Origin of the sequence: Aeoliella sp. (genome assembly GCF_965227375.1) — a bacterium.
GTDB lineage: Bacteria > Planctomycetota > Planctomycetia > Pirellulales > Lacipirellulaceae > Aeoliella.
In genome coordinates, this window is record NZ_CBDDFX010000002.1 from 4,655,976 (window position 1) to 4,679,102 (window position 23,127).

A 23,127-nucleotide genomic window follows, 5' to 3' on the forward strand; every position below is an offset into this window, starting at 1 on the left:
CTTCTCATTCTACAAGAGGAGTGGACTAATGCTTCCAAGATGCGCGTTTGTCAGCGTAGCGGCCGGTCTCACAGCACTCTTTTGTTCATCCGCCTTCGCCCAAGTTGCGACTTTCTCGACTGAGGCCAACTCGTCCACCATATCACCCTGCCCTAGTTTCTGCGGGGGCTCAGGCAGTATGAGTGAGTTTGATTTAAATGGCGGCGAAGGACACTTGATGAGCCAGTCGTCCATTAACAACGCGGACGGTATTACGAATTCTCTCGCGAGCCTATCTGGCCCAACTGAATTGCCGGTCCTGCGAGCCGAGTCCTACTCCTTCTCCAATTCGCGAGCCTCTGCCGAAGCTTTTGGTATGCAGGGCTTTTATGTTACCGAGCCGGAGTACACCCTCGACGTGGCATTGGCTGGTATCGCGCTGGATGTCCCTGAACCGACGATTGACACATTCAACGAAGATGGCAGTGCCGTGGCGCACGTGATGATCTTTCGCAACAACGATCCAAGTTCCGACTTCTACTACACTAGCCACTATCCGACCATGCGGGGAGAAGCTATTCCAGGCAATCCTAACCTGGAGTTGCTTGCCGAGTCGGTGGACGGTTCCGGCCTGCAGGAACTAGTGATCACGCCGGACAACCAGGTACACATTGTGGGCACGACGCTTACCGCCACTGGCCTGCAACCCAACGACCTGATTTACGTGTGGGCGAGTCTCGTCACGAGTGGAACACGCGGTGGTTTTGGCGATGCGTTTAATACGCTCACCATGGAATTTGAGGATCCGGTCGGGTTGTCTCACTCCCCGCACAACCTGGTTCCCGAGCCAACGTCGCTGGTGCTCGCAGGTTGCTTGGTTTCACTAGTTGCCTTCCGGCGACTCAGATTGTGTAGCCGTTAAGGCCAAATCGCCCTTTGCATGCATGGCGCAAAGGGCCACGCCGAATTGCCAGGAATGTCGACCAGATTTCAGTGGAATTCGCACCGCGGAATCGGGTATCCTGACAGATAGCGACACAATCTCGGAACACAAGGAAGATGCCATGCGTTTACAGGTTGCCATCGTCCTCAGCTTGCTTCTTGCCATTGGGAGCCTGGCTGTTGCCGACGCGCCGACCGACCCGGACAAAATGGCCGCCCGCGTCGACGCGCTGCTTGCCGACGAGTGGTCGCACGCTGGAGTAGAGCCAGCACACGACTCCTCAGATAGCGAATTTGTTCGCCGAGTGTATCTCGATCTGGTGGGCGTGGTGCCGCGAGTGTCGCAGGTGCGCGAGTTCCTGACCGATGAGAGCCCCACCAAACGCACCGAACTGGTCGAGCGACTTCTTCGCTCGCCGCGCTACGCAACGCACATGGCCACCACCTGGCGGAACCGCATCGTGCCGGCCGAAGTGGAGCAAGCGAACATGCGCGAGTCGGTGGCGCTCGAGAAGTGGTTGCGCGAGCGATTCGAGTCGAACCTGCGTTACGACAATATCGTGGGCGGACTACTGGCCACCGGCGGCGACGAACTGGGCCCGGCGCTGTACTTCCGCGCCAACGAGTTCGCGCCCGAGAAGCTGGCGGCCAGCACATCGGAGTTGTTCCTCGGCGTGAAACTGGAATGCGCGCAGTGCCACGATCATCCGTTTGCCGATTGGAAGCAGCGCGACTTCTGGGGCCTGGCCGCGTTCTTTGCGCGGATCGATGGTTCGGACGCCATGCAGATGCGGGCCAACCTGCAGGTGCGCGACAACGACAGCGGCGAAGTGATGCTGCCCGACACCGACGAAGTGATTCCGCCCAAGTTCCTAGGCGGCCCTGAGGTGGAAGATAGCGAACGCCGTTCGCGGCGCGTGCAGCTGACCATCTGGATGACCCAGCGCGACAACCGCTTGTTCAGCCGCGCGGCGGTCAACTGGTCGTGGACGCACTTGTTCGGCCAGCCGCTGGTGACCGATATCGACCTGCCCCGCGAGCAACAATCGTCCATCCACGCCGACCTGCTCGACGAACTGGCCGACTACTTCGTGGCCACGCAGTTCGACCTGGCCAACCTGTGGCGAGTACTCGCGACGACCAAAGCGTATCAGCTCGCGAGCGATCATCCCGCCTCGCCCGAGCCTGAGTTCTTCGCGGTGATGCAGCCCAAGCCGCTCACGCCCGAGCAGTTTTACGACAGCGTGGTGTTGCTCTCGCCCACCATGCAGAGTTCGCCCATTTCGCCGACCGGCGATCAACTGACCGAAGACCCCGTGCGGGCCGAGTTCGTCCGCCGGATGCGAAGCCCCTCGGAAGACCCACTGGAGTACCACGCCGGCACGCTACAAGCCTTGCTGCTAATGAACGGCCCCACCACTACCGGCCTGACCGACCACCAGCAGGGACGACTGCTCACCGCGCTGACCGCCCCTTACATGCGGTCGGGCGACCAGGTGACCACGCTGTTCCTGGCAACCCTGGCCCGCGAGCCGGATTCGCTGGAACGCGAGTCGTGCGAGACCATGCTGCAAGAAACCGAGGGCGAAGAAGAGCGGATGCGAGCGCTTAGCGACCTGCTTTGGGCGCTGGTGAATAGCACCGAGTTCGCCTTCCGAAGATAGAGATGAGCTGCGAGTCCCATGGAGCCAACCATGCAACCCTTCAATCGACGGCAAATGCTGCAGGCCATGGGCCTCGGCGCACTCGGCACCACTTGCGCGAGTTGGTTCGCTCCGCTAGCAACCGCGGCTGCGCACCATCCGGCGCGTCGGCGGCACTGCATTCTGCTGTGGATGAACGGCGGGCCAAGCCAGACCGACACGTTCGACATGAAGCCGGGCCACGCGAACGGCGGGCCGATCAAGGAGATCCCCACCAGCGTGCCGGGCCTGAGGTTCAGCGAGCACTTCGCTCGCCTGGCCGAGCAAGCCGATCAACTGGCGGTGATTCGCTCGCTCACCACCAAGGAGGGCGATCACTCCCGCGGCGCGTACGTGGTCCGCACCGGCTACACGCAGCAGGGCGATGTCGCCTACCCGGCGATGGGTTGCTCGCTCTCCAAACAGCTCAACCACGGCGACACGATCCTGCCCCCGTATGTCAGCATCGCGCCGCAGTCGCAACTCAACCCGGCCGCGTTCGGACCCGGTTTCCTCGGCCCGCAGTACGCTCCGGCCATCGTCGGCGGCCAGCCTACCGGTGGCGGAGCGATGGCCGACCTTAGGCTGGAGAACGTCGAATGGGCCCGCGGCGTCGACCAGCGGCAGGCCGCGCGGCGGATGGAGATGTGGCAGGCGCTGGAAAGCAAGTTCCTGGCATCGCGCCGGCAAAACGCGCTGGCCGCCCACCACGCCCTCTATCGCCAGGCGGCTGAGATGATGCGCCCTGAGGTCCGCCAGGCGTTTGATCTGAAGGAAGAACCGGCCGCGGTTCGCCAGCGCTACGGCCGCGGGCTGTTCGGCCAGGGATGTCTCTTGGCGCGACGGCTCGTGGAACGCGGCGTCCCATTTGTCGAAGTCGCGCTGGGGCAAGGCCTAGCGTGGGACACGCACCAGGACAACTTCCAGCAGGTCGGGCGGCTGTCAGAGGAACTCGACGCTGGCTGGTCGAGCCTGATGATCGAACTCTCGGATCGCGGGCTGCTCGAAAGCACCACCATCGTGTGGATGGGCGAGTTCGGCCGCACGCCGATCATCAACAACAACGCCGGCCGCGACCACTTCCCCAACGCGTGGAGCTGCGTACTGGCCGGCGGCGGTATCGCCGGCGGACAGTCCTACGGCCGCACCACGCCCGACGGGATGAAGATCGAAGAAAACCCCGTACAAATCGGCGACGTGCTGGCCACGCTCTGCCAGGCGGTGGGCGTCGAACCCGAATGCGAAAACGTCACCCCATCGGACCGCCCGGTGAAAATCGCCGAAGGCTCACCAATCGACGAACTCCTGGCGTGAATGAGCGATGGCCCGCGAATCATTGCCAATAGATTCGAGCGGTGGGTGAAACTTCGGCGGGAAACCTGTTCGATACTTCCATACACCCCGAGCCGACGGAACCACCCACCCTACGCTCTTGTCCAATGCCTTTTTGTCGCTGCCAAACCCGCCACCTGCTCGCCGTAGTCACGATCCTGGTGACGGCCATCTTCGGTTGCAAGCGCGCGGAGCAAACTCAAACCTCGGCGCCCAAGATCGCGCAGGCAAAGCCGGAATTGGAAGAAGCACCAACTCCCGAGCCAAAACCGGAACCCGCGCCCGCCGACCCGCCGGCGCCCGTTGAGCCCGAAGAATCCGAGCCCGCTGAGCTCGAACCATCGGAACCCGAGCCGCCGCCCGAGCCTGAGGTCGTATGGCCCGATGAGAAACTGCGGGAGCGGGTGGTGATCCTCACGCCGGGTGGGCCACTGGTGGCCGATCTGTGGATCACGATCGACGGTCGCCCTCACAACGAAGGCGTCGAGGAGCTGATTGAAGAAGCCTACAACGCTGGCGACACCAATGGCGACAAGCGGCGCACTTGGCGCGAGTGGCGGGGGAATACCGAGTACTTTGCCACCGCCGTGCCTGGCCCGCCGCCCACGCGAAAGCAGTTGGACGACTGGGAGAAGCAGTACGATCGCAATGGCGACCATCGCATCCAGCGGGGCGAAATGGCCTCGTGGCTGGGTCGCGACGCGGGGCGAAGCGTTGCGCCGCTTACGGTGCGGAGCACTCAAACTCGCGGCGCGAGCGAATCGCGGTTGTGGGAACTCTTGGACGCCGATGCCAGCGGCGGGCTCTCGCCCGACGAGATGGCAAGCGTGGCCGAGCGACTGTGGGCATTTGATGCGGATGACGATCGGACGCTGGTGGATGCGGAACTCGCACCGCTGGAGAAGCAGCTTTCGGCCCAGCCTAATCGACGCGTACTGAACCGCGTGGTAAAGCGACATGCGGCGCTACACTTGGGGGGCTCGTTCGACATGGGTCGTTTGGGTTACCTGCTGGCCGACATGTACGCCCAGCAGCAGTCGCTCGCCGACCAATGCTTCCGCGAAATGCCCGGGCTGTTCGCCGAACTCGACGACGGCGACGGAAGTCTGGGCGATGCGGATCTTGCGCGGCTGGCTTCGATCGAGCCTCACGTGCGGGTGATCGTCAAGTTCGCCGGAGGCAAACCGGCGGTGATCGAACAACTTGAAGTCACTGATCGAGTCGAGTCGTTGCGTTTGGCCGCGCGGCCATCCGACTCACGAGCCGTGGTGGAGCTGGGCGACTGCCGGTTGGTACTGTCGGTGCACGACCTGGCTGGCCCGGCGAATCCCAACAATAACGTGCAGAGCATTCAAACACAGATGATGGTGCACGACGAGTGCGATGTGCTGTACCAGTCGCTCGACACCAACTCCGACGGCCGGCTCGGCGAGCGAGAAGTCACCATCGCAAGCGAGCGACTCGCTGCGTGCGACTTGGATGGCGACGGACTCCTGTCGGCCGCCGAACTGCCGCAAGCACGGATCGTGGCCCTGTTGCGCGGCGAGAATCCCTCGAACCGCAACTTCTACGTCCCCGAGTCACCGGCCACCAGCGGCAGCAAGGTCGACGCTCCGCGGTGGTTCATCGCGGCCGACTTCAACAACGACGGCGACCTCAGCCGCCGCGAATTCCTCGGCCCACCCGAGGCGTTCGAACAGTTGGATTTGAATGGGGATGGGTTTATGGATGCGGAAGAGGCGCGGAAGGTGGAATGAACCAAATTGCTTTGGGTGCCACATAGCACGTAGGGTGGGTGGTTCTGTCGGCGATTGAACCTACAGCGTGTGGGTTGTTGCGACCGCCGACAGGTTCACCCACCATCTACGCTTCGGTGGGTGAACCTGCCGGTGGATAGCCTGTTGGCACGGCGAACGACCAATCCGGCAGAACCACCCACCCTACGTTCTTGCGGTGCGACTTGAGTCTACTTCTCTGAAATCCGCGACTCATCGGTCAACCGCCGCACCACTTCCACCAGGTCGCCGGTTTCTTCGTAGATCGCCAGTTGCTTGGCGGAGAAGCTGTGGCCGCGGGCTAGTTGTTCGCACTTAGCGAGCCAGTGGTCGCATTGCAGGCGGCGGGCGATGGGCATCAGGACGTTGGTCATTTGCTTCACGGCCGTCGACACGGGGCGGGGCAGGTAGGTGTACGAGTCGACCAACTCGGCTTCGATGCCGTAGCGCGCGGCGCGCCATTTGTTTTGGCGGACCATCATGGGGTGGCAGTCGTGCTGGTAGGTGCCGTGGTCGATTTCGTCGGAGAGCGATTGCACCAAGCTTTGCGTCATCGCGGCTAGCGCCAGGGCGTGCTCCAGGTTGCCCGGCATGTCGCATACGCGCACTTCCACCGTGCCGAAGTTGTGATGCGGGCGGACGTCCCACCAGATTTCGCGGATGGTGTGAATGAAGCCGGTGTCGACCATGTGATTCACCAGCCAGACGTACTCGCTCCAGTTACGCATCAGCGTCGGCAAGCCCGCAGTCGGCAAGCCTTCCATCACCTTCGAGCGATACGATTGCAGCCCGGTCTTGCGCCCTTCCCAGAAGGGACTGCTAGTGCTCATCGCCAGCAAGGTCGGCAGGTGACGCATCAGGCGGTCGCAGATCATCACGGCTTTGTCGCCCGAGTCGACGCCCACGTGCACGTGCATGCCGAACGTGATGAGCCGCCGGGCCATTTCCTGCAGCAACTCGACGAGCCCCTGGTACCGATCGTTCTTGGTCACCTGCTGGTCCAAGCAGAGCGAGAACGGATGGCTCGCGCCCCACCACAGCCGCACGCCAGATGCGTCGCACGCGGCCTCCACGGCGCGGATCTTCCGCTCCAAGTCGGCCTTGGCGACGTCGATTGTCTCGCAGACGCCGGTGTTGATCTCCAGCACGCACTGCATCAGTTCGTGCTTCACGCCGCCGACCGAATCGTCGAGCGCGGCCGACACCCGGTCGTACGCACTGGTGAGCGCCATCGTCTCGGCGTCGACCAGGCCCAGCTCGATTTCGATGCCGACCGTGGGATGATCGTTGGACGTGAATTCAATTTTTCCCATGCGAAGAAGTTCCCGTCAGTGGGTGCGGGTCAACTATCGAGACAAGTTTCCACCACGGCGGTGGCCAGTATCTTAGCACCAATCGCCAGGCAACGCTCGTCGATGTCGAACAGCGGTGTGTGCAGGCCGCTGGCGGGCGTGTTGTCGCGCGACGAGCCCAGGCGGAACATCACGCCGGGAATCTTCTCCTGGAAGAACGCAAAGTCCTCGCCTCCCATGCTGGGGCGGTCCATCCAGTTGACGCGGTCGGTGCCCAATAAGCTGCCGGCGATGTTGGCCACCAGGTTGGTGAGTCGCTGGTCGTTCTCAACGCCAGGAATGTGCACGCCAAAGTCGACGTGGATCTTGGTGCCGGTGAGCTGCCCGACCGACTCGGCCACGTGGGCGACGTGTCCCACGACGTGGTTGCGCACATCGCGCCCCAGCGCGCGGATCATGCCCGACATGGTCACCCGGTCGGGAATCACGTTGGAGGTGGTGCCCCCTTCGATTTGCGTGATCGCCACCACGGCAGAGTCCTGCCCATCGATGCCGCGCGGCACCAGTTGATATAGCGCGGTGATGAATTGGGCCGTTGCCGCGATGGTGTCTTTGGCCAGATGGGGCCGCGCTGCGTGACTCGCGAGGCCTTCAACCACGATTCGCATCGCATCGCAATGCGCGGTGAAGGTTCCGCTCCGCACGCCCACGGTGCCCACTGCACGGGTGGGGTCGACGTGCAGCGAGAAGATGCTATCGACCTGGTCAATCACGCCAGCGGAGACCATCTCGCTTGCGCCGGTGGCGGTCTCTTCGGCCGGTTGGAATAGCGCCCGCCAGGTTACCGGGCAAGGCAACTCTCCGGCCTTGGCCAACTCGGCCAAAGCGATGATCGCTCCGTACACGCAGGTGGCGTGAGCATCGTGGCCGCAGCCGTGCATTACGCCTTCGTTACGGCTGCGATAGTCGACCTGTTTTTGGTCCTTGAGCACCAGCGCATCGATGTCGCCCCGCACACCGATGCGGCGCGGCGCGGATTGGTCCTCGCTATCGGCAATCACACCCCGCCGATGCCGTGGCACGACTGAAGTGATCCCGTGCTCGGCTAGTCGCATCTGCAGGAACTCGCTCGTGGCGTATTCCTCGTTACTCGGCTCGGGATACTGATGCAAGTGACGGCGCACCTCCACCAACTCGTCGGCACGACGATCCACGGCATCCCAGAGGTTTTGTTGCCAGTCGGACATGAAGCTAGTGACAGGTGTCGAGTGGCCGCACGCGAATGGTTACTTGCCACTCGCCACTTGGCCACTACCTATAGCCTACCACGTTATTTGCGCTAGGTGCTACAGGCGATACGTCGCTCATCGACGGAGCGAATCGGCCAGGTACACCGCGATGGGGCAGAAGATGATCAGAGGTAGCCACGCGGCCAGTGTCGGGCGGATCCAGCCCGAGTTGCCGAGCGACTGGCAGCCAATCGTTACGGCAAAGTAGGCCGCTACCACCAGCGCCGCCAAACCGACCGCGAGGTAGAGATTGCGGTTGCCGCGCGTGACCACCAATGGCAGCCCGAGGAACAACAGCGTGCAATCTAACATCGGCTTCACCAGTCGTGAGTGCACTTCGACGCGCAAGTCGTTACCCAGATCGACGCTCGGGCTTTGCAGTTCGTCGATTAGTTCCAACGTGGAAGCGTGTTGTCGCCACGCGGTGCCGGCCAGCAGTCGTTCGAAGTCGACGTTGCTCACCAGGAACACCTCATCTTCCTTCAGCCAGCCTGCGTCGCAGGGCATGACCAGCACTGGCTGATCGTCCTGCAGCAGCGAAGGGCGCTGGCTAAGGTGCTTGGGCGTCACGACGCCTTTGAGCAGGTAGCCGCTGGGTTTGGCTCCGTCGGCCGGTTGGTACGTAGCCTCGCTGGCGTACACCAGCTTGCCGTACTTCGAAAGCTTGGAGGGCAGAATCAAGCTCACGCCAGAGAGTGTTTGCGTAGCCGACACTGCTTCTTCGGCGTCGATGCGAATGCCGGTCTGCGTGTCCTGTCGCGACGCAACCTCCTGGGCGCGGTTACTGCCCAAGTTCTTGGCGTCTGAGGCCAATTTCTCACGAATCTGTGGCAGCACGACTTCGCGATTCGCCGCGGCCATCAAGCAGACGATCACCGCCGCAACGATCACCGGCCGCAGCACGCGCAACCGCGACACGCCGGCCGCCATCAGGGCGGTCATTTCGTTGTAGCGTTCAATCCAGGTGATGGTGAACATGGCCGCCACCAACGGCAGCACACCGCTAATGATCTCGAAGAAGTAGATCGACTTGTACCCGTAATACTCGAGCATTACGTGGGCGTACGACTGGTTCATCTCCTTGGCGACCCGGCTGAAGTCGTCGAGGTTCTGAAACGCATCGATCACCACGAACAGCCCCGTGAGGCTGATGTAACAGATCAAAAAGATCTGCACGAACTGCCACAACAAGTATCGATCGACGATTCGCAGCATGGCTCACACGGCTCACAGGCGGGGGGCAAAGACGCCGGACAGTAGTGGATGCATGCACGCCGAGTCAAGATTGGGTGCAAAAACTCCTGCACCCAAGGCGCAAGTGGAACTACAATGCTAGCACCTCGCAAACTGGCCTCCATGGTATGACTCGATCGCCTTTTTCCCTGCCCCGTTTTGCCGCGACGTGTCGTGCGCGGTTGTTGGAGCTGTTGTTCCCGCCAGCGTGCGTAGTGTGTGGGGAGGCGATCCCGGAAGCGACCTGTGCGGCGTTTTGCTGGACCTGCCTGGAAGAGTTTCAAGAGTTCTTTCCGCCCTACTGCCCGGGCTGCGGCGCGGCGGTACCTCATCCGATCGAAGAGGGTAAGACATGCGGCCATTGCGGAGGTGAGAAGACGCGCTACGACCGGGCGGTGACGCTCGCGCCGTACGATGGTTTGCTTCGCGAGCAGTTGCTCCGCGCCAAGAAGCCGACCGGCGAGCAAGTGGCTGTGGCGCTGGCGCATCGCTTGCTCGAGCGGCACGGCGAAGCGCTGCGCGCGGCGGAGTTGGATGTCGTCTGCCCGGTGCCGATGCACTGGCGGCGGCGGCTTCGTCGGATGACCAACTCGCCTTCGACCATGGCCAGTGTGATCGCCCAGCAGTTGGGCGTTCCGCTCGCCAGCGGGCTGTTGGTGCGACGCCGGTATACGGTGCCGCAATTCCAACTGTCCCCTACCGACCGGCAGGCGAATGTTCGCGGGGCGTTCCGCGTCGCGGCGGGACACAAGTTACAATCGGCGCACGTGCTTTTAGTGGACGACATCCTCACAACCGGCGCCACTGTTACGCAGGCGACCCGTGCGCTCCGCATAGCGGGCGCCGCCAAGGTGACTGTGGTGGCCGTGGCGCGCAGTTATTCGGATCGTTAGCGCCGCACCGACGTCCGCGCTTGCCAACGCCCGATTTGTCGGGAGAATAGTGCTGCGGCGGGGCGTGGGTTGGACGATCTGGTAAGAAGCCTCCCCCGCGCACCCGTCCTGAAGCCTTCCCCTCCCTTGCGTGGTGACCATGGCCGCTCCGATGCAATCCAGCCTGCAACCGCCGAAACGGCCACTCGATCCGTTTCGCCGTGCGGTGCTGCGCGGGCTGGCGGTGCTTCTACCACCGCTGTTGACGATCGTGATCTTCGTGTGGGTATTCAACACGGTCATCACGTACATGCTCGAGCCGATGGAGGAGACCGCTCGCTCGGCGCTGATGTCCTACGCCACGGACATCCAGCCCCCTTCGGCCGACGCTACGCCCATCGACGATGGCAAGGTCGACTACTACCTGATCGACACCAAGCCTTACCAGCAGACTCGAGACGGCTTGTATATCCCTCTTGATGTATATCAGGTGGTACGCAGGTCAGACGGCCGTTTAATCGACCGCCTCGATGCCGACGAGATCTACGAGAGGTACATCGACCAGGAGTACCTCAATCGCTGGTTCGTCGTCCCGGTGTTCGTGTGCGTGTTGATCCTGGTGTTGTACCTGCTTGGCAAGTTCCTCGCTGCCGGCGTGGGCAGGTTCATGTGGGGGCAGCTGGAGCGCCTCATCACGCGGCTGCCGCTGGTGAGTAAGGTTTACTCGTCGGTCAAGCAGGTGACCGACTTCATGTTCTCCGACACCACGATCAAAGCCACCCGCGTGGTGGCCATCGAGTATCCCCGCCGCGGCATCTGGACGCTGGCCATGGTGACCGGCGAGAGCATGCTCGACATTCGCGCGGCTGCCAACGAGCCGGTGCTCAGCGTGCTGGTGCCCACCTCGCCGATGCCGTTCACCGGGTTTACCATGACGGTTCGTAAGAGCGAGACCATCGACTTGAACATTACCATGGATCAAGCGATCCAGTTCATCGTCAGTTGCGGCGTGGTGGTACCGCCAGGGCAAGTAGCGACCGACGTCGAAGAGCGCGACCGACTGATCCTGCCCGACTCGGCGCATCCGCCGGCCGGCCCGAACACCCCCCAGCACACGGAGTGAGGAACACGTGGCAGAGCGAGTGCTGCGACTAGGCACCCGAGGCAGCAAGCTGGCCCGCTGGCAAGCCGACTGGACCGCCGCGCGGCTCACGCAACTCGGCCACCAAGTCGAGATCGTCGAGATTACCACTACCGGCGACGCCAACCAGTCGCACGACCTGGGCGCGATCGGCACGGTCGGCCTGTTCACCAAGGAGATCCAACGCGCGCTACTTGCTGACCAAGTCGATCTCGCGGTGCACAGCTTGAAAGACCTGCCGACCACGCCGGTCGAGAAACTCACGCTGGCCGCCGTGCCCGAGCGCGAAGTGGTGGCCGATGCACTGGTGTCCGGCATCGCCCGTTCGATCGACGAATTGCCTCAGGGCGCACGAGTGGGAACTGGCAGCCTACGGCGGCGCTCGCAGCTGTTGCGAATCCGTCCCGACTTGCAACTGCTCGACGTCCGCGGCAACGTCGACACGCGGCTGCGAAAACTCGACGCCGGCGACTACGACGCCCTGGTCCTGGCCGCCGCTGGTCTGACGCGGTTGGGCCTCCAAGAGCGGATCGCCCAGCAGATCCCGTTCGACCAAATGCTCCCCGCGCCCGGCCAAGGCGCTCTGGGCATCGAATGCCGCGCCGACGACACCGAAACACTCGCGCGTCTTGCTCCACTAAACGACCCCACCGCCCGCGCCGCGGTAATCGCCGAGCGAACGATGCTCGCCTACGTCGAAGGCGGCTGCCTGGCCGCGATCGGCGCGCACGCGACGGTTGAGAAAGGTGAGTTGAGTTTGGTCGCGCGCATCCTTAGCTCGGACGGCACGGAGTGCCTCGCGGCTGAGCAGTCGGGAGCGGTGGACGATGCGGTAGCCATCGGAAAACGGGTGGGGGAAGAGCTATTGTCTCTTGGCGCACGGCGATTGGTACAGGAGCGTCGGTAGCAGGGTGTCTGGCCACAATTTCTGCTGCGGGTCGAACCGATACTGCACTCACCCCCCGCGTGGGGACGGCTGGCGTCGAAGAGAATCTGCAGAAAAAACCAAGAATTGCCGTTCATCTGTGGCGGCTGATTACCGGCTTCTTTGATTTCCTTCTCATAGGAATTCCCCACCAGCAGCCGAGCCCCTTCTCGCTGCCGGCACTATGTGGCTCGAACGGCACCGATTGGAGGCAACGATCATGCTGCGAACTGGTTGTGTTGTACTTTTTCTCGCCCTCGGCACACTGCCGCTACGATGTGCGGCGAACGACTGGGTAGGCGGAAACGACCCTTGGGACGCGGACCCCTTCAATTGGAGCCCGGCCGACGAGCCAGATCCGACCGACTCCGCCGTGTTCAACACGAACAACCATGTGGAAATGGCGATGGACAACGAGATTCTGTCGCTCGACTTGTCCGGCAGCATCGAACTGGATACCGAAACCTACTTCCTCGACGTCAATGGCGACATCGCACTCGCAGGCTCGGGGACTATCCTACGCGTTGGCGAAAGCAACCTGGTCGGTCTACCCCCGACATCGCTTTCCGCCTACAACATCACGGTGGACAGCGGGAGCACGTTCGCCAATGCTGGCTTCACGTCGTTCATCGATCCCAGCACCGTGGGTGCATTCGAAATCGGAGTGGGCGGCACCCTCGCGGGCCAAAACTTGATTCGCAACGGCGACGGGATCGCGTCGCCAACGGCCGTCTTTGTGAACGACGGCGTGATTCGCCCCGGCTCGGTATTCGATGGATTCATACTTGGCAACGTCGCGCCCACAGCGCGAACCCTTACCTTGGCGGCCATCGACACCGACGCACGCATCGATCTCGACGGCGTTGGCGGTAACGGCGCTGTGAATGTCACACGCAATCAAACGCTCGACATCGACATCCAGCTCGAAGACTCTTTCGATGGCGTGATCGAACTTGCACAAAGCGCGACGCTCGACATCGAAGACGCCTGGACTTTCTCTGGTACCATGACCGTCGACAACGGTTTTATCGCGGGGAGTCCTCCTCTGATACCAGATGTTCCTGCCGGCGTGGCATACCTGCAAGGCGGGGCGATCACGATGAACAACACCGTGGGGCCGACAGTGCTGGAGATTGTCGACTCGGATGGCACCTTGCAGATCGATACCACCTTCACCGCCAACGGCGGGACAATCGCCAACAATGGGCACATCATTTTCAACCAGGACGCCACGATCAACCCGGGCGTCGACTTCCAGATGATCGGCACCGAGGCAAGCCTGACCGTCGGGCCCGGGGCAACCGTGGTGATCAATGACGAAGACATGGACTTCGACGGTGGCGGGGCCAACACCAACGTCATCACGGTCGAGGCCGGAGGCGAGCTGCACCTGAACCTCGACAGCTTTGAGGGCAATGACCGGGCAGATGGTTTCCTGACACTCAACAGTGGTGAGCTGGACCTGACGGTTGCGGATGGCTCGTGGACCATGGAGCGCCGCTTGACGCTCAACAACACTGGCGGCGGCACCCCCGCACTCACTGGCAGCGCCATGGTGGTTGGCGACGATGCCATCATTTCGCAATCGAACGACGCCGATATCCGCGTCGAGGGCAGCGGCACCTCGCAAATCAACGTGCCAGTGACATGGAACTCCGACGCCGAGCTGGACGTTGCCGCGGGGGCGACGCTCGCGGTGCTCGGTTTTTCGACTTTCAACTCGGTCGACGGCGCTGAGAATGCCCAGTTCGACGGCCCCGGCGACGTCTTCTTCTCCGGCGGCCAGGTGAACGAACCGACAACGCTCAACTTCAGCGGCGGCACCGTGGGTCTCGACAGCGGCGGTGCTACGGTGATCCTGCTCAGTGCACCCGACTTCACGATCGACGCTCCGCTGACAATCAACGCGGCGGCGATCGACGAATACGGTCGGTCGGTGATCATCCCCAACCCTGACAGAAGCTATCTGACGATCAACTCGGTTCTCGGCGCCGATCTCAGCGTCAACCTTGATGATCCGAACGACTCGTGGACGATCAACGACCGGGGTGTGATGAACGTCAACGGCGGTGCTTCGTTCACCACGTTCCTCTCCGGAGCCGACCTGAACATGGATGGCGAGATGAACGTCGATGGCCTCAGCCGCACCGACGCCAGGCTGGTAATCGGCACGACTGGCAACATCAACTTCGTCGACGGCGCGGCCAACCTCCGCTTGCGGGGTGGCGACCTGGTGAGCGTGAACCGACTCGAGGGTGGCTCCATCAACGGCGTGGGTGAACTCTCCGCGCCCAATGAGAAAGCACTGCACGGTTTCGGGACGATCGACGCCGACATCGACTTCGATGGCGCCGATTCCGAGCTGCGGGCCGACGACGGAACATTGACCCTGGGCGGTGCGATTCTCGACGTTGGAACGATCGGCACCGCCGACAGCGACGGCGTGTTGAACGTAGCCAACGCCTGGACGCTCGCCGCCGACTCCATGGCCGAGCTGCTGGGCGGCGAGTTGACCGGCGCTACGCTCACCAACGATGGCCTCGTCAGCGGCCAAGGGCTCGTCTCCGCTCGCGTGGTTAACGACTCCATCCTCAGAAGCTCCGGCGGCGGCACGCTGGTCGTCGATACGGCCGCGAACAACAACAACTGGCACGGCGTCGCCGGCACCGGATCACTCCGTGCGGTAGGCGGCAGCACGCTCGAACTCCGCGACAACGCCAACTTCAACTACGACGGCGAGGTGCTCGCCAACAACGCGACGGTCGAAACGGTCGGCTTCGCACTCCACTTCGGCTCCACCTCGACGGTCATGCTCACCAGTGGCGTCTACCGCTCCGCCGAGGCGACCGACTTCGGTGGCGCCGTAACAGTTGCCGGGGGCGGTACCTCGACCCTGGAAGTCAACGGCGCTCGCTTCGAGTCGACCAGCATCATCACGCTCAATGGCGACCTGATGCTCGATGGCAATACCCAGGTCGAATCCGGCGCCGCGTTCTCGGGCGGCGGTGCACTGGTCAACACGGCCGGTCGCACGCTCACGCTGCTCGACGGCGCGGACGTCGACGTGCTCGTGCAGAACGATGGCCGGCTCGAGCTCGGATCCTCGCCCGGCCAAACCTCCGGGCAAGACTTTCAACAAACGGCCAGCGGCGTGTTGGAGATCGAGCTACAGGGAACGGGGCTCAACCTGTTCGACCGCATGGCGCTCACCGGCATCGCACAACTCGGCGGCGAGTTGGAAGTGTCGCTAATCGGCGGATTCACTCCCGGCCTGGGCGACGCGTTTACGATCTTCACCGCCGCAAGCATCGTGAGTGAATTTGACACCGCAGACTTCGGCACGGCCGCGCTCGATCCTGGCTTGGGTTGGGACGTCGTTTACAACCCGACCAACGTCCAACTCACCGTAGTCGAGATTTCTCAAACTATCCTTGGGGACTACAACAACGACGGCACCGTGAACTTGGCCGACTACACCGTGTGGCGAAACAGCCTTGGAGCCCCCGAGTCGATCTTGCCACCCGGCAGCACCGACGACAACTCGGGCTTCGTCGACGAGGGAGACTACCTGGTGTGGAAAGCCAACTTCGGTGCCACCAACGCACCGCTGGCCGCCTTTAGCCAGGTGCCTGAACCGGCCGCCGGCGTACTGCTGCTGCTGGGCGGACTGCTACTAGGCGGCCAACGGCTGTCGAAACGATTGGGCTCGGCCAATCATGAGTGTTGAGTGCGGGCCGAGTACAAGGGTTTGCGTCAATCTACAGTCCGTCAGAGTCTTCACCCGAGTTGGCTTCGCAGCATTCGCAACTCGAAAGCCGCAGCGCCAAACTCTCCACTGGCCGCGTACGCCAGGGCGTTGCGGAGTCGGCGAGAGGCGAGGTCGAACTCGCTTGTCGGCAGCGGTAGCGACTCCAATACGGCTAGCGCCCTCTCGTAGACATCGGGCCACAGTTCGCCAACCTTGGCCTTTTGAATCAAGAGGTCGACCGTGCGCTCCATCAGTAGCTCCCGCTGCAGGAGCTCGTCTCGCGCCGCAGTTTCAGCCTCGGAAACCCCGTTAGAACCTACCCGCGCAAATTGTCCGTTCTGTCCCGACATAGCATGTCCCCTAAGAAATGGCCGCGTAGCAGAGCCGACGACCGCCGCCGGCAACTTTGGGTGGAACTGACCACCCAAGATGCATAGCGGGGGGAGGGGCGGAGAGGGGACAGAGGAGTGGAAATGTGCCCCAAATACCCGTGGGGTGTCAAGTTGAACCTTTCGAAGTGCGGCAATGCACAAATCGCAATTGCCTCCTTCCGTTGGCGTCGGTTCCTGGGACCTAATTCTTACTAGGTTGCCTCCCGTCGATGCTTCCATCACCTGCCTCGTTCCGCGTAGCTGCTTCCTGATGCAACAACGCGGTGCGCGACTTTGCCAACAAGATCTGTGTGGCGATCTTGAGAGCAAGGGTATCCATGTCTACGGTGCTCTGGCTCTCGATGGCTCTAGCAAGTTTCTCGAAACAGCGGACCGCCTCCACAAACTCCCCTTTCCCATGAAGGCGAATCCCGAAGTTGCGAAGAGCTTCCACTGTGTCCGCGTGAGTTAGCCCCAGTCGTGCTTCGAGTTGCTCACAGACCTGGCGTTCCATTTCGAGTCCCTCTTCATCGAGCCCAGTTGCATAGAGAGTCTCTGCTAGCGAGGCCATGCTGCCCAGAGTTACCGGATGATCGGCGCCCAATTCGACTTGATGGACTCTCACAACTCTGCGGTCAATTGCCAGAGCTTCCTGAAGACGGCCAAGCTTGGCGAGGCAGCCGGCCTGTATCTGCAATGCGTTTATGGTGGCTGGATGAGTCGCGCCACGGCTCACCTCGAGAGATTCGAAAGCCTGCTCCGCAAGCTCCAGTCCTCGACTGTAGTTCTCCGCCGCATACTCGTTGGCTGCCAAGAGCCGCATACTGTGGATAGTCCGCGCGTCTTCGCGTCCAAGAACACTTAGATGCAATTCAAACGCCGACTTGGCGAATCGTAGCGACTCGGCGTGCCGTCTGCCCTGGCCGAGTAGCGCTGCTAGATTTCGCATAGCTTCCAGCGTATCTGGGTGCCTTTCTCCGAGCTGCGCTAGCCTTGAGCGATACACGCTTCTCATCTGCTCGATTGCTACCTTTCGGTTGCCAATAGCCTCATTCGACATCGCTAGATTGTGCAGGGCTTTTAATGTCTCAAGATCGTTAGATCCGAGCGTTCGCTCAAGCATACCAAAAGTTTCAGTATCGATTGCATGGGCTTCCTCCACATGCCCAAGTGAATAAAGAGCATTGGCGTACACAAGTTGCATGTCTTTTGCTAAGAGTGGATCGTCAGCAAAACTAGGCAACTTCTTGGAGGCCTGAGCGAACAGAACACCAAGTTGACTACGCAGTTGTTTATCGCTTTGCCCGAGCGGCTCTATTGTGACTCGATCGAAGACGACCCCTAAGAGCTCGACATTTCTTCGCACATACTCCAACCGCCGCTCCGCTTTGCCTCTTTCGTCGTTCGAGATCTTGGTTTGATCCGTCGCAATTTGAGTTGCAAATTCGGCGTCTGCCCTCAATCGCGATTGCTCCAGTGCTACCACCGGCCCACCCACCGCCAATGCAACAAGTAGTACAATCAACGAAGCCACTGCCGGCTTGCGCCTGGCAAACTTCACCACCTTGGTTGCCATGCCGACGGGGCGAGTTCTGATCGGTTCGCCACGCAAGTACCGCTCCAGTTCGTCGGCCAACTCGGCGGCCGTTTGGAAGCGTTGAACTTGCTCCTTGCGCAAGCACTTTTCGGTGATCGTGTCGAGGTCGCGCGGCACCCGGTCGTTCAGGCTGCGGGCGGAGGGGGGATCGGTTTCGAGTGTTTGCGAGTAGACTCGCGAGCGAGTGCCGCGGAATACTGGCTCGCCGGTGAGCATCTGAAACAACGTGGCACCCAGGGAGTAAATGTCGCTGCGGCGGTCGATCTTCGCGAGTTCGCCCTCCACTTGCTCCGGCGGCATGAACACGGGTGTGCCCAACGGATTGCCGGCCAAGGTTAGTGAAAGCTCTTCCTCGGTCCACTTCGCCAGGCCGAAGTCAAGCACGTGAGGCTCGCCGGCTCCGTCGATCAAGATGTTGCCGGGCTTTAAGTCGCGATGAACGATGCCTTCTTCGTGGGCGTAGTGCACCGCTCGCGCGATCTTGTCCATGATCTGTGCGGCCTCGCGGCTGTCGCACGGCTGGGCGTTCAGCCATTCACTGAGCGGCTTTCCATCGATGAACTCGCTGACGATGTACACCGAGTCCTCAAAGCGGCCGATCTCGAGCACTCGCACGATATTGGGGTGCCTCAACTGCGCGGCAGAGCGGGCCTCGCGAAGGAATAACTCGATCTCGGTGTCGGACATCTGCCCTCGCTTGGGCAGCTTAATTGCCACGTCGCGTCGCAAATTCAGATCGCGGGCTTTCCAGACACTTCCGAATCCGCCGACGCCCAAGCGGCTAATCAGTTCGAACTGCCCGATGTTGAAGAGTGCGGGGCCGTCGCCTTCGCGCGGCTTGAGGCTGAAAGTGCTGCCGCAGCCGTCGCAAACCACCTCGTCCACGCGGGTATCGACCGCCACCTGAGTCGTTGTATTGCAGTGAGGGCAGCGGATGGGCAGCGCGTTCTTGGGCGTGTAGTGAAAGGCCTCGGTCTTGCCGGAGTCGACCAACTCACGGAGGTGGAGCTTCGCGTCCATCTGCTCTAGCGCAGCAATTTTGTCGCGAACCTCGCTGAGCAGTTCCGGAGACTCCCGGCAGAGTTCTTCGGGCGAGAGGTGCTCACCGCGGCCGCGGGCGTCTTCCCAGCGGTCGAGCAGATCGTCGACTTGCGTTTCACTGGACATCAGGTAGCTCCAGAGGATGCAGGTTGTCAGCCAGTCAGAGGACTCTCTCCAAGAATCTGGTGCAGGGCAAGGCGCGCCGCACGCCACCGACGTTTCACGGTTCGTACATTGACGCCAACTGCCTCGGCCGCCTCTTCTTGCGTCAGGCCATCGTACCAAAGTAGATCGACGATCTCCCGCTCTGCATCGGGCAGCCTCTCGATGGCCTCATGGAATTCACTCCAATCGCCCAGGCGCCCGGGCTCATGGGTGAGATCGGCTGGCTGCGGCGCAACGTCGCCAGTCGATGCGCCGACGTCGGGACGATGCGACGCGTGATTCGCGTCGATGCCTCCCTGGCCGCCAAACCGTCGCGCCAGATCGAGTAGCTGCCAACGAATCTTCTGGGCGGCAAGCCGAAAGAAGTGGCGAGCGTCGTGCACTTCGACCACCTCCAGCGACTTGTGTAGCCTAACTAGTGCTTCCTGCAGCACGTCGTCGGCCGACTCCCAGCGCTCGACGCGGGGAAAACTCTTAATCATCTGATGCGCAAGTCGCAGCAGACGGTCGTTGGCGAGCCCAATCAACTCATCGCGCGCAGGCTGCTCGCCAAGCCGAAGTCGAACCAGACAGCTCTCAACGCGAGCGGTAGTGGATGAACACATGGCGGTGCAGTTTGGTTTGGCGATGATAGCACGCAATGGGATCGTAGATGACGTGACTGGGAATATCAATCATTCCTCGCCTACGCCTCTCGACCTAACTTGGCAAAGAATCGCGGTAGTAATCGTACACCCGTCTGATCTAATGGACGTGCCGGCCGGTGCGCCGGCGGTTCTTTGGCAATTTGGGTGGCTCTAAATGAGTGGCGACTTGGCGATCCGATTGATCGTGCTCACGGGGTTTTGTCGCACCTGCGGGCAACCGGGAGCAACAACTCGGGTGGCTTCCGTCAGATGGATTTCTGCGATCCGCGGCCGCTAGGTTGGTGCTTCAGGGGGGTTTTGTCGCAGGGGTTGCATTTTCTGGTGGTGCGACAATTCCAAGTGCTTGTGGTGAAACAAGTTACGTGCAATCGTTTTGTCGCAGTAGTGCGACAAAACTCATTGGGGGCTTTCGGGAAGATTTTGCACCGTGCTAGCAGTTCGGAGGGAATCGCTCTTTAGCGGGTGTGGGGAATTTGCTACTACCCGCTGCAGCAACTCGCGCGGCGATGGACCGTCTGCGCGGAATCCGTGTATTCCAACTGACCCAACGGAATTGGGAACTTCAGCCATGTCGAAACCGAAGTCGCGACGTCGTGTACTGCTTCCAGCACTCCTGGCAACTAGCCTGATGACCGGAGCCGGCGTGGGAGGATTCCTGTGGTTCAGCGGCAACGGCAGCACGCTGAGCCAGGAAACGCAGAACGACTTATCCGAAGGGTTCGAGTCGGCACAACAAGAAGAAGGCAACGACACGCTCAGCGATCTGGCCAGCGCGTTTAAGCGCGACCAAGGCACGGTCGCACAGGCGGACGCCGAACAACCGATCGCCGACGACGCAGCAACGAGTTTGCCCGTCGCGCCGACGCCGGACTTCGACGCCTTGCCGGAAGTTCCGACGGGTGATCGCTATGCGATGAACGACAAACCGGCAGAAGTGGCTCCGATGCCTCCGCTGCCAGCGATGGATGAAATGGCGGACGAACCGTCGACCGAGATGTCGGAAGAACCGCACGGCGCTGGCGAGCTCGTCGCGCGTGGCCAATCGCCGATGGGGAGTTTGCCGGTCGCGGAGCCGCTGGCCGAGGGCAACCCGCTTCGCGGCAGTGCCGACAGCAGCAGTCCGTTTGGCAGCGGTGCACCAGTGGGCGATGCCGAAGCACTGCCGGCGAACAACGCGGCGGCCCAGAGCGCGTTCTCGGCTCCGCCGGCGATGCCGGTTGCAGAGTCGCAAGGTGGCTATCGCGAGATGCCGGCTCCCGCAGAAGCACCAGTGGCCGGGGAGAACCCGCTCCGCGCAGCCGCAGCACCGCCTGAACCGGCGGAGTTCAACAACACACAACCGATGGCCGCGCAGCCCCTCGCTGCAGCGCCGATGAACGATCGCTACGCACCGGCACCAATGGAAGCAGCACCGATGGAAGCCGCGCCGTTGGAAGCGGCCCCCATTCAGTCGGCGCCCGTCGAGCCGATCATCGCCGCGGAGCCCGACTACCGTGATGGTGGTGGATTCTCGGAACCGGCTGCTGGCAATGCGTTCAACGCACCCGAGCCGACCCCGGCGCCGATGGACGCGTACAACGCCTCACCGAGTCAAGAACCGAGTTATGAATCGCAGCCCTCGTTCACCTCGCAGCCGGCCACTATGCCGGGCGGCGCAGCGATCGACGAAGGAACCGGCCGACCGGGCGAACGCGCCTTGGAAGGTGCGCAGCGTCCTTCGCTGGTGCTGCAGAAATTTGCTCCTGAAGAGATTCAGGTTGGCAAGGAGTGCAAGTTTGTGATCAAAGTCCGCAACATCGGGCAGCGTCCGGCCGACAACGTGGTGGTGGAAGACGAAGTGCCGCAGGGCACGCGGCTCGTCGACGCCCAACCGCAAGCCGAAGCGAGCGGTTCGACCCTCGCCTGGCAGCTCGGCACGCTTTCGCCCGGCGAAGAGCGAACGATGGAAGTCGAACTGATGCCCACCGCCGAAGGCGAGATTGGCAGCGTTGCGAAGGTAACGTTTGCTTCGCACGCATCGGCCAAGGCCCGCTGTACGCGACCGCAACTCGCGCTGCGTATGAGTGCACCCAACCAGGTGCTGATCGGTCGTCAGCAACGGATCACCATCGAACTGCACAACCCGGGCACCGGCGACGCCACGAACGTGATGCTGCTGGAGAACGTGCCGGAGAACGTCCGTCACCAAGCTGGCCCCGCGTTGGAACTGGAAGTCGGCACACTCCGCGCCGGCGAGACTCGCCGCATGGAACTGGTGCTGACCGCCGAGAAGCCGGGCGCGGTGACCAACGTGCTCACCGCCCGCGCCGATGGGAACTTGCAGGTACAACAAGAGGTGGAGTTCGAAGTGATCTCGCCGGCGTTGGCCGTGTCGGTCGATGGCCCGTCGCGACGTTACCTCGAACGGCAAGCCACTTACACCGTGAGTGTCGACAACCCCGGCACTGCACCGGCGAAGGACATCCAGCTCGTCACGAAGCTGCCCAAGGGCATGCAGTTTGTGCGGGCGAACAACCTGGGAGAGTACGACTCGGCCACGCACAGCGTGTACTGGTCGCTGGCCGAACTGCCGGAAGGTCAGCAGGGCAGCGTGGAACTCGTTGCCATGCCGATTCAGTCGGGTGATCACTCGATTGAAGTGGAAGGCCGCGCTCGCGAAGGCTTGGAAGATCGCACCACGCAGCCCGTGCGGATCGAAGGCTTGGCAGCCATCATGTTCGAAGTGCACGACGCCCAAGACCCGATCGAGGTCGGCGGCTCGACGAGCTACGAGATTCGCGTAGTAAACCAGGGTTCGAAGGCGGCCGCCAACGTGCAGGTGACCGCTCTGATCCCCGCGGGCATGACCGTCACTGGTGCTCAAGGCGAGACACGTCATCACGTGGAAGCCGAGGGCGTAGTGTTCGAGCCGTTGGCGCGACTCGCGCCGAAGGCCGACACGGTGTACCGCGTGGACGTGCAGGGCAAGAAGCCCGGCGATCAACGCGTGCTGGTCGAAGTTCGCACCGACGACATCGCCCAGCCGATTCGCAAGGAAGAGAGCACCCGCGTGTTTGGCGACGAGTAAGGCTTACGAGGTCCGAAGAATTGCTTCGG

The 23,127-nt window shown here is 62.1% G+C and carries 15 protein-coding genes; 9 read left to right on the top strand and 6 right to left on the bottom strand.

The genetic code is table 11. The features are described from left to right. The first annotated feature begins 178 nt into the window (after window positions 1-178). The 4 genes from ACQK2L_RS31160 to ACQK2L_RS31175 all read left to right on the top strand — a co-directional run bounded on the left by ACQK2L_RS31160 (window position 179) and on the right by ACQK2L_RS31175 (window position 5,692). Window positions 179-901: a hypothetical protein gene (locus tag ACQK2L_RS31160; protein ID WP_425400963.1), complete on the top strand. Its 723-nt coding sequence runs from the start codon at window positions 179-181 to the stop codon at window positions 899-901. A gap of 142 nt (window positions 902-1,043) precedes the next feature. Next, on the top strand, window positions 1,044-2,585 hold the full coding sequence (locus tag ACQK2L_RS31165) for a DUF1549 domain-containing protein (protein WP_425400964.1): 1,542 nt from the start codon (window positions 1,044-1,046) through the stop codon (window positions 2,583-2,585). Window positions 2,586-2,615: 30 nt separating this feature from the next. Continuing rightward, window positions 2,616-3,917 (top strand): DUF1501 domain-containing protein, encoded by a 1,302-nt coding sequence (locus ACQK2L_RS31170; RefSeq protein WP_425400965.1) that lies wholly within the window; start codon window positions 2,616-2,618, stop codon window positions 3,915-3,917. A gap of 125 nt (window positions 3,918-4,042) precedes the next feature. Further along, window positions 4,043-5,692, top strand: coding sequence for a hypothetical protein (locus tag ACQK2L_RS31175; protein WP_425400966.1), 1,650 nt, complete (start codon window positions 4,043-4,045; stop codon window positions 5,690-5,692). 209 nt (window positions 5,693-5,901) lie between these two features. On the opposite strand, the gene ACQK2L_RS31180 is transcribed toward ACQK2L_RS31175, so the two are convergent. From ACQK2L_RS31180 to ACQK2L_RS31190, 3 genes are all read right to left on the bottom strand, one after another. Continuing rightward, window positions 5,902-7,023: a carboxylate-amine ligase gene (locus ACQK2L_RS31180; RefSeq protein ID WP_425400967.1), complete on the bottom strand. Its 1,122-nt coding sequence runs from the start codon at window positions 7,021-7,023 to the stop codon at window positions 5,902-5,904. 29 nt (window positions 7,024-7,052) lie between these two features. Then, entirely contained in the window at window positions 7,053-8,249 is a 1,197-nt protein-coding gene (locus ACQK2L_RS31185) for a M20 metallopeptidase family protein (protein ID WP_425400968.1), read from the bottom strand. A 117-nt stretch (window positions 8,250-8,366) separates the two neighbouring features. Continuing rightward, window positions 8,367-9,506 carry an LptF/LptG family permease gene (locus tag ACQK2L_RS31190; protein ID WP_425400969.1) on the bottom strand — a complete coding sequence of 380 codons (1,140 nt, stop codon included), beginning with the start codon at window positions 9,504-9,506 and terminating at the stop codon, window positions 8,367-8,369. A 146-nt stretch (window positions 9,507-9,652) separates the two neighbouring features. On the opposite strand from ACQK2L_RS31190, the gene ACQK2L_RS31195 reads away from it, so the two are divergent. The 4 genes from ACQK2L_RS31195 (at window position 9,653) to ACQK2L_RS31210 (ending at window position 16,189) form a co-directional block, all read left to right on the top strand. Continuing rightward, a complete protein-coding gene (locus ACQK2L_RS31195; protein WP_425400970.1) occupies window positions 9,653-10,417 on the top strand; it encodes a ComF family protein in 765 nt (254 codons plus the stop codon). A 139-nt stretch (window positions 10,418-10,556) separates the two neighbouring features. Then, window positions 10,557-11,519: a DUF502 domain-containing protein gene (locus ACQK2L_RS31200; protein ID WP_425400971.1), complete on the top strand. Its 963-nt coding sequence runs from the start codon at window positions 10,557-10,559 to the stop codon at window positions 11,517-11,519. Between the two features lie 7 nt (window positions 11,520-11,526). Continuing rightward, a complete protein-coding gene (gene hemC / locus ACQK2L_RS31205; RefSeq protein WP_425400972.1) occupies window positions 11,527-12,444 on the top strand; it encodes a hydroxymethylbilane synthase in 918 nt (305 codons plus the stop codon). Between the two features lie 238 nt (window positions 12,445-12,682). Next, window positions 12,683-16,189 carry a beta strand repeat-containing protein gene (locus ACQK2L_RS31210; RefSeq protein WP_425400973.1) on the top strand — a complete coding sequence of 1,169 codons (3,507 nt, stop codon included), beginning with the start codon at window positions 12,683-12,685 and terminating at the stop codon, window positions 16,187-16,189. A 50-nt stretch (window positions 16,190-16,239) separates the two neighbouring features. Here the strand turns inward: ACQK2L_RS31210 and ACQK2L_RS31215 are convergent, their stop codons facing one another. The 3 genes from ACQK2L_RS31215 to ACQK2L_RS31225 form a co-directional block, all read right to left on the bottom strand. Then, window positions 16,240-16,461 carry a hypothetical protein gene (locus tag ACQK2L_RS31215; protein WP_425400974.1) on the bottom strand — a complete coding sequence of 74 codons (222 nt, stop codon included), beginning with the start codon at window positions 16,459-16,461 and terminating at the stop codon, window positions 16,240-16,242. A 322-nt stretch (window positions 16,462-16,783) separates the two neighbouring features. After that, complete coding sequence (locus ACQK2L_RS31220; protein WP_425400975.1) at window positions 16,784-19,345, bottom strand: protein kinase domain-containing protein; 2,562 nt, start codon at window positions 19,343-19,345, stop codon at window positions 16,784-16,786. A gap of 26 nt (window positions 19,346-19,371) precedes the next feature. Then, entirely contained in the window at window positions 19,372-19,989 is a 618-nt protein-coding gene (locus tag ACQK2L_RS31225; RefSeq protein ID WP_425400976.1) for an RNA polymerase sigma factor, read from the bottom strand. 610 nt (window positions 19,990-20,599) lie between these two features. On the opposite strand from ACQK2L_RS31225, the gene ACQK2L_RS31230 reads away from it, so the two are divergent. Beyond that, window positions 20,600-23,098, top strand: coding sequence for a hypothetical protein (locus ACQK2L_RS31230; RefSeq protein WP_425400977.1), 2,499 nt, complete (start codon window positions 20,600-20,602; stop codon window positions 23,096-23,098). The last annotated feature ends 29 nt before the right edge of the window (window positions 23,099-23,127 follow it).